10 protein-coding genes are annotated in these 12164 nt (G+C 69.9%); 6 read left to right on the top strand and 4 right to left on the bottom strand.

Translation table 11 applies throughout. The features are described 5' to 3' along the window. Window positions 1-3: 3 nt before the first annotated feature. Genes aspT (CSW64_RS14805) through CSW64_RS14815 form a run of 3 tightly spaced genes read right to left on the bottom strand, consistent with a single transcriptional unit; the run spans window position 4 to window position 4767 of the window. Entirely contained in the window at window positions 4-1689 is a 1686-nt protein-coding gene (gene aspT / locus CSW64_RS14805) for an aspartate-alanine antiporter (RefSeq protein WP_099622826.1), read from the bottom strand. 16 nt (window positions 1690-1705) lie between these two features. Further along, window positions 1706-3376, bottom strand: coding sequence for an aspartate-alanine antiporter (gene aspT / locus CSW64_RS14810; protein WP_099622827.1), 1671 nt, complete (start codon window positions 3374-3376; stop codon window positions 1706-1708). Beyond that, window positions 3373-4767, bottom strand: coding sequence for a DcaP family trimeric outer membrane transporter (locus CSW64_RS14815; protein WP_099622828.1), 1395 nt, complete (start codon window positions 4765-4767; stop codon window positions 3373-3375). The genes aspT (CSW64_RS14810) and CSW64_RS14815 overlap by 4 nt, the downstream gene beginning before the upstream one ends. A 257-nt stretch (window positions 4768-5024) precedes the next feature. Here CSW64_RS14815 and CSW64_RS14820 point away from each other — a divergent pair, with 257 nt between their 5' ends. From CSW64_RS14820 to CSW64_RS22070, 6 genes are all read left to right on the top strand, one after another. Continuing rightward, window positions 5025-6503: a TolC family protein gene (locus tag CSW64_RS14820; protein WP_172448582.1), complete on the top strand. Its 1479-nt coding sequence runs from the start codon at window positions 5025-5027 to the stop codon at window positions 6501-6503. After that, window positions 6500-7543 (top strand): HlyD family secretion protein, encoded by a 1044-nt coding sequence (locus tag CSW64_RS14825; RefSeq protein WP_245863719.1) that lies wholly within the window; start codon window positions 6500-6502, stop codon window positions 7541-7543. The genes CSW64_RS14820 and CSW64_RS14825 overlap by 4 nt, the downstream gene beginning before the upstream one ends. Window positions 7544-7545: 2 nt before the next feature. Continuing rightward, window positions 7546-8697, top strand: a complete 1152-nt coding sequence (locus CSW64_RS14830; protein WP_099622830.1) for an ABC transporter permease — start codon at window positions 7546-7548, stop codon at window positions 8695-8697. Beyond that, the gene (locus tag CSW64_RS14835; protein WP_099622831.1) at window positions 8694-9827 is read left to right on the top strand and encodes an ABC transporter permease; all 1134 of its coding nucleotides are present in this window, start codon (window positions 8694-8696) and stop codon (window positions 9825-9827) included. The genes CSW64_RS14830 and CSW64_RS14835 overlap by 4 nt, the downstream gene beginning before the upstream one ends. Before the next feature lie 37 nt (window positions 9828-9864). After that, the gene (locus CSW64_RS14840; protein ID WP_245863720.1) at window positions 9865-10368 is read left to right on the top strand and encodes a molybdopterin-binding oxidoreductase; all 504 of its coding nucleotides are present in this window, start codon (window positions 9865-9867) and stop codon (window positions 10366-10368) included. Between the two features lie 413 nt (window positions 10369-10781). After that, on the top strand, window positions 10782-10958 hold the full coding sequence (locus CSW64_RS22070; protein WP_172448583.1) for a hypothetical protein: 177 nt from the start codon (window positions 10782-10784) through the stop codon (window positions 10956-10958). A 21-nt stretch (window positions 10959-10979) separates the two neighbouring features. Here the strand turns inward: CSW64_RS22070 and CSW64_RS14845 are convergent, their stop codons facing one another. Then, the gene (locus tag CSW64_RS14845) at window positions 10980-11480 is read right to left on the bottom strand and encodes a hypothetical protein (protein WP_216361182.1); all 501 of its coding nucleotides are present in this window, start codon (window positions 11478-11480) and stop codon (window positions 10980-10982) included. Between the last annotated feature and the right edge of the window lie 684 nt (window positions 11481-12164).

The following is a 12164-nucleotide window of genomic DNA, read 5'->3' on the forward strand; positions in this document are numbered from 1 at the left end:
GGGTCAGACCAGGCCGACGACCAGCGGACCCAGCAGGGTCAGCAGGACGTTGGCCAGGGCGTAGGTGATGGCGAAGGGGACGGTCGGGACGCTGCTCTCGGACTTGTCGAGCACCGCCCCGAAGGCGGGATTGGCGCTGCGCGATCCGGACAGGGCGCCGGCGAAGACCGCGGCGTTGTCGTAGCGCAGGACGTAACGGCCGAACGGGATGGCCAGCAGCAGCGGCAGCATGGTCACCACGATGCCGAGCAGGAAGATGGTCGCCCCATGTTCCTGGATCGTGGTCAGAGCCTGTTTGCCGGAGTTCAGCCCGACGACGGTGACGAAGGCCGCCAGTCCGAACTCCTGCAGCAGCTGCGAGGCCGCCGGCGGCAGGGCGCCGATCATCGGCCGCTTGGCGCGCAGCCAGCCGAACACCAGGCCCGACAGCAGCGCTCCGCCGCCGGCGCCCAGGGTCAGCGGGATGCCGCCGACATTGGCCACCAGCAGACCGATCAGCAGACCGACCAGGATGCCCAGGCCCATGTAGACGAAATCGGTCTTGTTATCGTTGGCCAGCGGATAGCCGGCCGCCTTGGCCGCCCGGGCGGTGTCGGCGTCGGCCCCGTAGAAGGTGACCACGTCGCCGTGCATCACCACCGTCTCGGGCAGCACCGGGATCGGGCGGTTCATGCGGGTGATGGCCTCGATGAACACGCCGTGGCGCATGGCCGGATCGATCGCCGCCTTCACCTGGGCGATGGTCATGCGGTTCATGTCCTTGCGAGTGAACACCGCCTGCCGCGACTGCATGACCAGGGGCGAACCGTCGGGGTTCGGGATCTCCTCGCCGATGTGCGGCACGGCGGCCACCACCTCGTCGCGGCGACCGATCAGGATGACGACGTCCCCGGCCTTCAGGACGGGGTCGTCGCCGAGGTCCAGCGGCTGGCCGCCGCGCAGGACCCGCTCGATGGCGATCGCGTCGTCGGCCGCCGCCTCCAGAGCCGAGACCGTCTTCCCCGCCCCGGCCGCGACGCGGAAGGCGCGCCCCACGATCGAAGGCATGGCGGGGCTGACGCCCGGGCCGCTGACCGGCGCGTTCCCGCGCAGCCTGGCCTCGACCGCCGCGGCGGCGCTCTTGAGGTCCTGGCCCATGAAGCGTGGCAGCAGGTTGGCGCAGACGATGATCGCGCCCAGCGAGCCGAAGACGTAGGTCACCGCGTAGCCGATGGCGACGTTGGCCTGCAGCTGCTTGATCTCGTCCGGCGACAGCGGCAGCCGCGACAGGGCGTCCCCGGCGGTGCCGATGATCGCCGACTGGGTCAGCGCCCCGCCGGCGAGGCCCGCCGCCAAGCCCTTGTCCAGGTGGAACATCTTGGCCGAGATCACCACCGTGGCCAGGGCGACCCCGGCCACGAAGACCGCCAGGATGATCTCCTTGAGGCTGGACTTGTTCAGGCTCTGGAAGAACTGCGGCCCGCTGTTGTAGCCGACGGCGTAGATGAACAGGGCGAACATCACCGACTTCACGCCGTTGTCGATCTCGACCCCCACCTGGCTGACGATCACCGCCATCAGCAGCGAGCCGCCGACGCCGCCCAGCTGGAAGCGCCCGAACTTGATCTTCCCGACCGCGTAGCCGAGCGCCAGGGTCAGGAAGAGCGCCGCCTCCGGCGACTTCTGGAACAGGTCGTGCAGCCAGGTCATGGAAGCGGCCTCCGCGTCAGGCCATGCGCGCCGCCAGCCCGACCACGAGCGGGCCGAGCAGCGGGAGCAGGACGTTGGAAAGGGCGTAGGTGACGGTGTAGCCGATCACCGGCGTGGCGTTCCCGGCGGCCCCGACCAGGGCGCTGATCGCCGGAGTGCTGCACTGCTGGCCGGCGATGGCGCCCAGCAGGATCGGCGGCTCGATCTTCAGCAGATGGCGGCCGATGAACAGCGAGGCGGTCGCCGGGACCGAGGCGGCCAGCACGCCGACGATCGGCAGGGCGATCCCGTACTCGCCGATCAGCCGGATGGCGTCCGGCCCGGCGGCCAGGCCGATGGCGGCGATGAAGGCGGCCAGACCGAAGTCCTTCAGGATCTCCGCCGCGGCCGGCGGCAGGGCGGCGATATCCGGCCGCCGCGCCGCGAACCAGCCGAACGCCAGCCCCGACAGCAGGCAGCCGCCGCCGCCGCCCAGGGTCAGGCGCACGCCGCCGACCGTCCAGGCCAGCTGTCCGATCAGGATGCCGGCCAGCACGCCCACGCCGACCATGATGAAGCTGGTGTGGTTGACCGGCGGCAGCGTCCGGCCGAGCCGGCGCGCGGCGGCGTCGACGGCCCGGCGCGGCCCGAGCAGATGAACGACGTCGCCTCGCCGCAGCACGGTTCCGGGCAGCACCGGCGCGGCCTGTCCCATCCGTTCGATCCGCGACACGAACACCCCGCGATGGAGGTCCGGCGTCGTCAGCTCGCGAAGGTCGGCGACGGTGTGGCCGACCGCCTTCGACCGGCCGAGCACGACCGGCCGGCGTTCGAGCACCGTGTTCAGCGCGTCGCCGGCGTCGTTCTCCGGCCCCACGGCGGCGCCCAGCGCCACGATCGCCTCCCGCCGGCCGACCAGCAGCAGGACGTCGCCCGCCCGGATCACCTCGTCCGGCGTCGCGTCGCGGTAGCGCCCGTCCCGGCCGATCCGCTCGACCAGGACGCGGTCGCCCTGGCTGCGCTCGAAGGCCGAGACGGTCGCCCCCGCCGCCGCGCCGGCCTCATAGGCCCGGCCGACGATGTCCGGCAGCGCCCCGGCCGCCTCGCTCGCGCCGCCGCCCAGCTTCTCGGCCAAAGCCGCAGCCTCGGCCTTCAGATCGATGCGCAGCAGGAAGGGGGCGATCTGGCTGGTGAACAGCACGATGGTGATGAGGCCGAACAGGTAGGTGACGCTGTAGGCGGTGGCGATGTGGGCCTGTTGCGTCGCGGCTTCCTCGGCCGGCAGGCCCAGGTGCTGGACGGCCTCCGCCGCCGTGCCGATCACCGCCGACTCCGTCGCCGATCCGGCGAGCAGGCCGGCGGCCGTGCCCGGATCGAGCGACAGCAGCGCCGTGGCGCTCAGCACGATGGTCAGGACGACGACCACCTCGATCAGCGACAGGGTCCCATAACGCCAGCTCTGGCGCAGGCTGCCGAAGAACTGCGGCCCGCCGGTGAAGCCCAGGGCGAAGATGAACAGCGCGAAGGCCAGGTTCTTGAGGTCGGCGTCCAGCTTCACCCCGGTCTGGCCGATGACCAGGGCGACGATCAGCGTGCCGCAGACCCCGCCCAGCTGGACCGGCCCCACCTTCAGGCGCCCGATCAGATGGCCCAGGGCCAGCGACAGGAACAGCGCCATCTCCGGATGATCGGCGAGCAGCTGGATCATCGGACGAAGTCGTACTTGAGGCTGACCTGCAGCCGGGTGGCGTCGGCGCTCCGGCCGTTCTGCAGCTCGTGCCGTCCATGAAGCGCCTCGACGCCGACCGTGAAGGACGGACTCGCCGCCCAGATCAGGTTGCCGGCGAGATAGGCGCTGGATCGGAAGGCGGTCGGCGCCAGCAACGGGTCGCGATCCAGGACCAGCCCCCCGCCGACCAGGCTCGACCGCCAGCGCGGGCTCCAATGGCGGGTGTAGCCGAGGTAGCCGCCGTAAGCCTGCAGCGTGCGGACGGCGCCGTCCGGCGCGATCACCGCGTCATAGCCCTTGCCGCTGATGTCGTTGAAATAGCGACCGATCCCGTCGCCCCAGGTGAAGCCGGCCATGACGAAGTCGCCGCCGACATGAACCAGGCCCGACAGGCTCAGGCCGTAGCCGAAGGCCGCGTCGTCCGAGGCGGCGCTCGTGTAGCCGACGTTACGCATCACGCCGGACAGCTGGACGTGGCCCCAGGCCTTGCCGTAGCGCAGCGCCAGCGACAGGTCCGGCGCGCCCTGGGCCGCCGTCCGCCCGGCGCTCAGCGCAATGTCCGACGACGGGTCCTCGATCGACACCGTAGCGGAAAGGTCCGGATTGATCCGCCAGAGCTGCCGGATCGACACCAGCCGTACGAAGGCCTCGCCACCCGGCCCCTCGTCGTCGAGGGTCTCCGGCAGCGCGTCGGGGTCCATGAAGGCGCTGTAGCCGTAGCCGGCGTAGGTGTTTCCGACCTGGCCGTGGGCCTGGCGCAGGCGGAAGGCCAGGCTGCCCGAGCCGCCGTAGAAGTCGTTCTCCAGATAGAACCGCAGCGGCCCCATCGACGACGGCCGCCGGACTTCGAAGCTGAACCGCGTCGCTTCGGCGCCGAGGTTGGCGTTGGCGTGGTCGCGGCCGTCCATGGGGATGGTCGAGGTGACGAACTTGTCGGTGTTGCCGGCCGGATCGAGGTCGTAGATCGCGTTGACCTTCGCGAACCCGCCCAGCTTGACCATCGTCTGGGTCCCCGGGATCGGGATGAAACCCTTCAGGTCCGGATCATTGGGCGGCGGCGCGGTGCCCGGGCGGGCCACGCCGGTGATCTCGTCGCCGACCGTGTCGCGCCCGGGTCCCGGCGCAGGCGCGAGGATCTGGCGAGGCTGGGCCATCTCCCGAGGCGGAGCGACGACCTCAACAGGATCGGGCCGACGCGCTGGGCCCGCCGTGATCGGCCCCGCGCCGCCGGTCCGGGCTTCAAGCAATTGTATGCGGGTCTGCAGAGCATCGATGGTGCGCTTGAGGTCATCGATCTCGGCCTGGACCGCCGGGTCCGCCGCCGGCGCGGCCAGGACGGGCTGAGGCAGGGCGCCGACGACGGCCAGCACTCCGGCCGCCCATCCGATCCTCTGTCGAACGCGTCCGTCTCGGTCCTGGTCCCGCACGGAGCCCCTCACACATCCATAGGCTGCAGGCGACCATGGCCGACGCCTCGCGGAGGCGGCATTCGGGAAAACCCGGATGCGCAGATGGGCTGCAACCCTGTCTTCCAAGGGGCGGCGATCCGGTGAAAACCTTAGGAATCGGAATAGGCTGCGGGCCTGTCCGTCGACGATGGAGGCCCCGGGTGGCGGGTGCTGAACGTGTGAGATGGCGGCTTGCAGCCCTGTCCCTGGCGGTCGCCGGATGGGCGCCGCTGGCAACGGCCCAGGCCCTTCCCGACGGCCCGGCGCTCAGCTTCACCGAAGCGCATGAGCGGCTGATGTCGCGCTCGGACTCCCTGTCCGCCGCCCGCGCCGGCCTGCGCGCCAGCCAGGATCAGGCCGCTGCGGTCGGAACCCTGGGCCGGCCGATCATCTCGTTCGACGCCCAGGCGCTGCGCTATCAGAAGACCATCGACCTCTCCCTCGATCCGGCCAAGGCGCTGGTCCAGTCGTCCGTCGACGGCTTCCTGGCCTCCCTGCCCAGCCGGTTGCCGAGCGTGCCTCCGGCGATCCTCGGCCAGGTGACCGGCGTGGTCGACCAGGGCATGTCCGACGCCCTGGCCCAGCTGCCCGGCTCGGTCCGCCTGCAACAGGAAGAAAGCCTCGTCCGCTCCAGCCTCACGGCCGTGGCGCCCCTCTATACGGGCGGGCTGATCACGGCGACCAAGCGCGCCGCCCAGGCCGGCGTCGTCGGCGCCGAAGCAGAGCTGGCCCAGGCCGGCGACGAGGCGACGATCAAGCTGGTCCAGACCTACTTCGGCCAGCAGCTCGCCGCCCAGATCCTGAAGGTCAGCACCGAGAGCCGCGACGGCTTCGAGCGTCACCTGCAGGACGCCCTCAAGCTCGAGCGCGAGGGAATGATCAGCAAGGCCCAGCGGCTGCAGGTCGAGGTCGCTCGCAACGCCGCGCTGCGCCAGTACGAGCGGGCCGTCGACCAGCACGACACGGCCCGCCGGACCCTCGCCGCCCTGCTGCGCGAGACCTCGGCCGTCCGGCCGTCGACCCCGCTGTTCGTGAACCCGACGCCGATCGGTCCAGCCGACGCCTTCATACAGGCGGCCATGGCCAACCAGCCGCTGCTCAAGCGCCTGGACGCGCTGCAGGATCAGGCCGCCCAGGGGGTGAAGGCCGCCCAGGCGGCGCAGAAGCCCACCGTCTACGGCTTCGCCAAATACAGCCTCGACCGCGACCAGGCCCTGCTGATCGAGCCGGACTGGATCTTCGGCGTCGGGGTCCACTACACCCTGCTCTCGGGCCTGGATCGCGGCAAGGCGGTCAGCGCCGCCCGCGAGCGCGCCAGCCAGGCTGCCTCCGCCCAGGCCGAGGCCCGCGTCGCCCTGCAGACCCTGACCCTGCGCGCTCACGGCAACGTCGAGACGGCCCGCCGCCAGTACGGCCTGCTGGCGGTGAACATCGAGGCGGCGCGCGAGAACCTGCGCCTGCAGGACCTGGCCTTCCGCGAGGGCGAGGCCCCGTCCAGCGCGGTGATCGACGCCCGTGTCGCCCTCAGCCTGGCCGAGACCCAGCGCGCCGCGGCGGCCTACGAATACGACCTGGCCCTGGCCGAACTGCTGGCTGTCAGCGGCCAGGCGACGAAGTATGCGGACTACATCCGCGGCGCTGAACAGGAGACGCCGTGACCGAGACGCCCCCTGCCCCCGAGCCCGCCGCCGCCCTGCCGTCAAGACCTTCGCCGGACCGTCGCCGGCTGCTGGTCTGGATCGCGATCGCCGCCGTGGTCCTGATCATCGCCTTCGGCCTCTGGCTGGCTTATCGCCCGCAGCCCGACCAGCTGCAGGGCATGGTCGAGGCCAAGGAAGTCACCATCGCCACCAAGGTCCCGCTCTCGCGGGTCGAGAAGGTGCTGGTGAAGGAAGGCCAGCCGGTGACGGCCGGCCAGCCGCTCATCATCCTGTCCAGCCCGGAGCTGGAGGCCAAGACCGACGCGGCCCAGGGCCTGCTGGCCGGGGCCAAGGCGACCGAGGCCCGCGTCGACCGCGGCGCCGTCGAGGAGGACATCGCCAGCCTGCAGGCCATCTGGCAGGCGGCGCAGGCCGCCGCGACCCTGGCCCAGAAGACCTATGTCCGGACCAGCAATCTCTACGCCGAGGGCGTGGTCGCCGCTCAGCGCCGCGACGAGGCCCTGGCCGCCCGCGACGCCAGCGCCCGCAACGCCGAGGCCGCCCGACAGCAGTATCTGAAGGCCGTCCGCGGGGCGACGCAGGAGGCCAAGGACATCGCCGCCGCCCAGGTCCAGGTCGCCCAGGCCGGCGTGCGAGAGGCCGCCTCGATGACCGCCGACACCCGCCTGTCGGCCCCGCACGCCGGCGAGATCGCCAAGGTCATGGTCAAGGGCGGCGAGCTGGCGCCGCTGGCCTTCCCGCTGTTCACCCTGATCGACCTGAGCGACGTCTGGGTCACCGTCAACGTCCGCGAGGACCAGTTCCACGGCCTCCAGCGCGGCCAGGTGATCCGCGGCTCGATCCCCGCTCTCGACCGGAAGAACGTCGCCTTCCGCGTCGAATACATCAGCCCGCAGGGCGACTTCGCCACCTGGCGGGCGACGCGTCAGTCGCGCGGCTACGACATCCGCTCGTTCGAGATCCACGCCAAGCCCGTGCAGAAGGCCCCCGGACTGCGGCCCGGCATGAGCGTGCTGTTCGACTGGCCGCAGCGCTAGGCATGCAGGGGTTCGTCGCCACCGTCCGGCGCGAACTGGCCTGGCTGGCGGGCAGCCGCTGGGATCTGGCCCTCTGCACCCTGGCGCCGTTCCTGGTGCTGGTCGTCCTGGGCTGGATGTTCATCGACAGCGTCGCCCGCGGCCTGCCCGTCGCCTATGTCGACCAGGACCATTCCACGGTCAGCCGCCGGCTGGAGCAGGCGCTGGACGCCTCGCCCAGCCTGACCATCGCCGCCCGGGTTCCGGATCTGGAAGCCGCCTGGCCGCTGATGCGTTCGGGCCAGGTCTGGGCGGTGGTCTACACGCCGAACCACGCCGAGAAGACCATCCTGGCCGGTCGTCAGGCGACGATCTTCGTCTATGAGAACGCCGCCTTCTATTCCCTGGGCGCCCTGGCCACGATGGGGGCTCGGTCGGCGGTCCAGGACGTCACGGCGGAAATCCTGCCGGAGCTGGCCCGCACCCGCGGGCTGCCGCTGCCCCACGTCACGACGCCGACGATCCAGTCGACCATCCTGTTCAATCCGCAGCTCAGCTACGAATGGTTCCTGGAGGCCTTGCTCCAGCCCGGCGTGCTGCATCTGATGATGAGCTGCGTCGTGGTCATGGCCGTGGGCCGCGAGATCCGGGACGGGACGCTGGGCGAGTGGCTGTCGCAGGGCGCGCTGCCGGCGGCGCTGCTCGGCAAGCTGGCTCCCTACGTCGTGATCTTCACCGCCTGGAACCTGCTCGGGATCGGCTGGCTGTGCGGCGTGCGCGGCTGGGGCGTGCACGGGAGCATGACCGTCCTGATCCTGGGCCTGTTCCTGTTCTACGCCGCCTATGCCGCCATCGCCGCGATGATCACCCTGCTGGTCAAGGACATCGCCACCGCCCTCTCGGCCGCGGCGGTCTACGGCGGGCCGGCGATCACCTTCTCCAACGCCACCCTGCCGACCATCGACGCGCCGCTGTTCACCCAGATCTGGAGCCGGGTGCTGCCCTTCACCTCCTACGTCGAGCTGCAGATGGAGCAGATGTTCATGGGCTCGCCCGCCCGGGCCTCCCTGGACGCGTTGCTGGCGCTGCTCGGCTTCACCCTGGTCCCTCTGGCGATCGCGCTGCTGCTGCTGCGCCGCCTGGGTCGCCCCGTCCGGGAGGTCGCGGCGACATGAGCGCTTTCGCCGAGGCCTTCCGCGAAACCTGGCGCAGGATCTTCCAGCATCGCGCCGCCTTCTCGATCCTGATCCTGGCCGTCGTCGCCTACGGGTTCTACTACCCGATGGCCTATCGCCATCAGACCGCCACCCAGCTGCCGCTGGCGGTGGTCGACCTGGACCACAGCGGCCTCAGCCGCCGCCTGACCCAGGACATCGCGTCCACCGAAGGCGTGTTCCTGGCCCATGTCGGCGGCGACTTCGCCGAGGCCCGGCAGCTGCTCCAGGACCGACGCGTCGACGCCATCCTGCTGATCCCCTCCCATCTCGAGCGCGGGGTCCTGACCGGCGCCCCGCCGACCGGCCTGGCGATCTACGTCAACGGGGCCTACATCGTCCGCGCCAGCACCATCGGCGGGGTGCTGTCGGCGGTGATCACGGGCTCCATCGAGGAAGCCCTCCACACCCCCGCCAAGGCGCTGGGCCTCCAGACCCTGGCCCCGGTCAAGATCGTCGAGCGGCCGATGTTCAACACCCGCCAGGGCTACGGCAGCTACGTCGTGCCGGGGGTGGCGATGTTGATCGTGCACCAGACCCTGCTGCTGGGCGTGGTCATGCTCGCCGCCGGCCGACGGTCCGACCCGCGGGGTCCGGTGCGGACGGCGGGCTTCCTCGGGGTGCTGGCAGCCTTCTCGCTGCTCGGGCTGGCCTCGACCCTCTTCTATGTCGGCTTCGTCTTCTGGTTCCAGGACTACCCGCGCGGCGGCGACTTCATCGGCATGCTGGCGGCGACGGCTCTCTACGTGCCGACGGTGGTGCTGCTGGCCATGTTCCTGGGCAGCTTCTTTGACCGGCCTGAACGCTCGGCCCAGGTCCTGGCCTCGACCTCGGTGCTGCTGTTCTTCCTGAGCGGCATGTCCTGGCCACTGGCCTCGATGCCGGCGCCGCTCCAGGCCCTGGCCTGGTGCCTGCCCTCGACGCCCGGCATCCAGGCGATGGTCAAGCTGAACCAGATGGGCGCCCGTCCCGGCGAGGTGGCCCCGGAGCTGACCATCCTGGCGATCCAGATGATCGTCTACGGCCTGCTGGCCGCCTGGCGCTGGCTGGGCGGCGGAGCGCTCCTGGACGCCGAGCGGCGGTCGACCTAGGGTCGCCCCTCACTGACGAGGTCTAGTAATGCGGACAATGACGGCGCTTTCCCTCGGCCTGGCCCTGCTGGCCTCGCCTGCCCTGGCCCAGAGCATCACGGTGAAGGGACCAGCCGGGACCGTCACGCTCGACGCCGCCGCCCTCGCCGCCCTGCCGCGCCAGACCGTCACGCTCGACGCCCACGGAACGAAACACGACTACTCCGGTCCCCTGCTGATGGACGTCCTGGCCAAGGCCGGCGCCCCGACCGGCAAGGCCCTGCGCGGCCCCGAACTGGCCAACGTCGTGCTGGTCACCGCCGCCGACGGCTACCAGGTGGTCTTCGGCCTGGCCGAGGCCGACCCGAACACCCGCGCCAACCGCATGATCCTGGCCGACCGCGACGAGACCGGCCCGCTGGACGCCAAGACCGGCCCGCTGCGCCTGGTTGTCGAAGGCGACCTGCGCCCCGCCCGCTCGGCTCGGCAGGTGATCCAGCTGGAAGTCCTGCTCATCGGCCGCCCGCCGCCGGCCGCGGCGAGCGCCGAACACAAGCACTGACCGAAGGGTTGGTAGGCCCGGAGGGACGGCACGTCCCGAGAAACTTCAATGCCGTATGGATGTCTACCCGGCTAGATGTACCCCAAGCGCCGCAAGGGGTTGCGAGGAAGTGTCTACCTCCCTCATTCCGGGTCATATAACTTGGCATGTACAAGGCCGCGCCCGTGCGATCTGGAACGCGGCCAGGGGACCATTTAGGTGAGACCGAGGCGCGTTCAAGCCTCTCTGGACCTCTCTCGAACAAGGCCCGGCTGCTCTGTTGGGACTCGATACCTGGGCCTGCAAAAGGGTCCTGGCTTGGCGGAACTGCGAGATTTGGCGCACACCTCCGTTGTGAACCTTTCGCCCTCGCGAAGCGTTGAGGCCAACCAAGGCAGTTCGGAAAACCTGGGGCCAGGCAGGAAAGGCTCGTGATGCCCGATCGCCGATCGCGCGAAGAACTCGCGCAGGTGCGACAGGAGCTTATCGAACTCCTGGACAACTTCTCCATCTCCAATTCCAGTCTGTCAGAACGCTCGGCGCTCGAGGACACGATCGACGACCTGACCGCAGCGTTGTGGCGCGCGAACAACGAGCCTGCGAACGACTGACAGTCGACGAAAGCCCCCAGCCTAGCCGAGGGCCGAACGCCTACTTCGACCGGCCCATAAAGCCCCGGCCGTGGAACGAACGATAGGAAAGACGGCGGCGTGGCATCCCGGCGCACTCTCTGCCATGTCGTCGGCGATCGGCTGCAGGGCGGCCTTGCCGACACGGACCAGGACGTTGCGGCCGGTCCACGGGTGGCTGGGGTCAAGGGGGAAGCCGCTTTCGTCGCACCCGATCTCATGACCGCGCTTCTCCTCGCGCTGCTTGGACGAGTCGTGGTGGTCCTTGCAGAGGGATTGCTTCGCCCCAGTGAAGAACAGCTCAGGGTCGCGCTTGTCCTTCGGGTCGATGTGGTCACAGACCGTGGTCACGGAGACCGAGTCCGCCTTGAGACACATGCGGCAGAGAGGCTCGCGGGCCAGCTGCTCGGCTCTGATCCTGCGCCAGCGCGCCGTCTTGTAGAGCTTCCGGTACTCGGCAGCTTCGTGGCTACGCCGGTCCGTGCGGGGAGTTCGCTCGAGCACGAGGAGCTAGGTGGCTGCGCGAGCAGCCAATGACGGACAATGTGGAGCGATCTCGGTTGGCCTAGCCGGCGTGACGTCGTCGGTCATAGAGCCCCCGCCATTTGCCTTCCAAGCCGCAGTTGATAGCCTTCCCCGATAGGGTGGGAGGCTGAACTATGGACTGTCTAAAGATCGCACTACAGTTGGTCGCAGCTGGCTGCGGCCTCGTATCCGGGTACTGCTGGATCCGGGCGGCAACGGATCGGGTCATCTACCGCGTCGATGCAGACGGGCGCGGGCTGGATGGTGCAGCGGTGACTTGGACTGGCCGTGACGGCGTCAAAATCAACCTGAGCGAAACTCTGACCGTCCAGGGCCGCTGGAATAGTCGCGCTGCCTACCTAGCGGCGGCCAGCGCTGTCGCCATTGCGGTCCAGATGCTGATCAACCTCGCATAGGTGCGTCGGAGCCGCCTGGTCGGGGCAGCGCGGGGTGAAACGCGCCAGGGCGACCAAGATTCAGGCGTTTCTGATTTGGATGCCTTGCGGAGACGACTGCCACTTGGCAGGTTGAAGGTTCAGCCGAGGCATGGGGGAGCCGTGGTGGCTGAGGGGCATAGCTCCAGAATCCAAGATCCCCCTGCTGGTTCTCATAGGCGGTGTTCGGCTCATCAAGGGATCCGCCTACTCGACAAAGGAGAAAGCC

It is taken from the genome of Caulobacter mirabilis (assembly GCF_002749615.1).
Classification (GTDB): domain Bacteria; phylum Pseudomonadota; class Alphaproteobacteria; order Caulobacterales; family Caulobacteraceae; genus Caulobacter; species Caulobacter mirabilis.

What these genes read in the sequence shown, in the direction of transcription:
- CSW64_RS14835 (WP_099622831.1), top strand. Translation starts at nt 8,694, where the DNA reads ATGAGCGCTTTCGCCGAGGCCTTCCGCGAAACCTGGCGCAGGATCTTC.
- CSW64_RS14840 (WP_245863720.1), top strand. Translation starts at nt 9,865, where the DNA reads ATGACGGCGCTTTCCCTCGGCCTGGCCCTGCTGGCCTCGCCTGCCCTG.
- CSW64_RS22070 (WP_172448583.1), top strand. Translation starts at nt 10,782, where the DNA reads ATGCCCGATCGCCGATCGCGCGAAGAACTCGCGCAGGTGCGACAGGAG.
- aspT (WP_099622827.1), bottom strand. Translation starts at nt 3,376, where the DNA reads ATGATCCAGCTGCTCGCCGATCATCCGGAGATGGCGCTGTTCCTGTCG.
- CSW64_RS14830 (WP_099622830.1), top strand. Translation starts at nt 7,546, where the DNA reads ATGCAGGGGTTCGTCGCCACCGTCCGGCGCGAACTGGCCTGGCTGGCG.
- aspT (WP_099622826.1), bottom strand. Translation starts at nt 1,689, where the DNA reads ATGACCTGGCTGCACGACCTGTTCCAGAAGTCGCCGGAGGCGGCGCTC.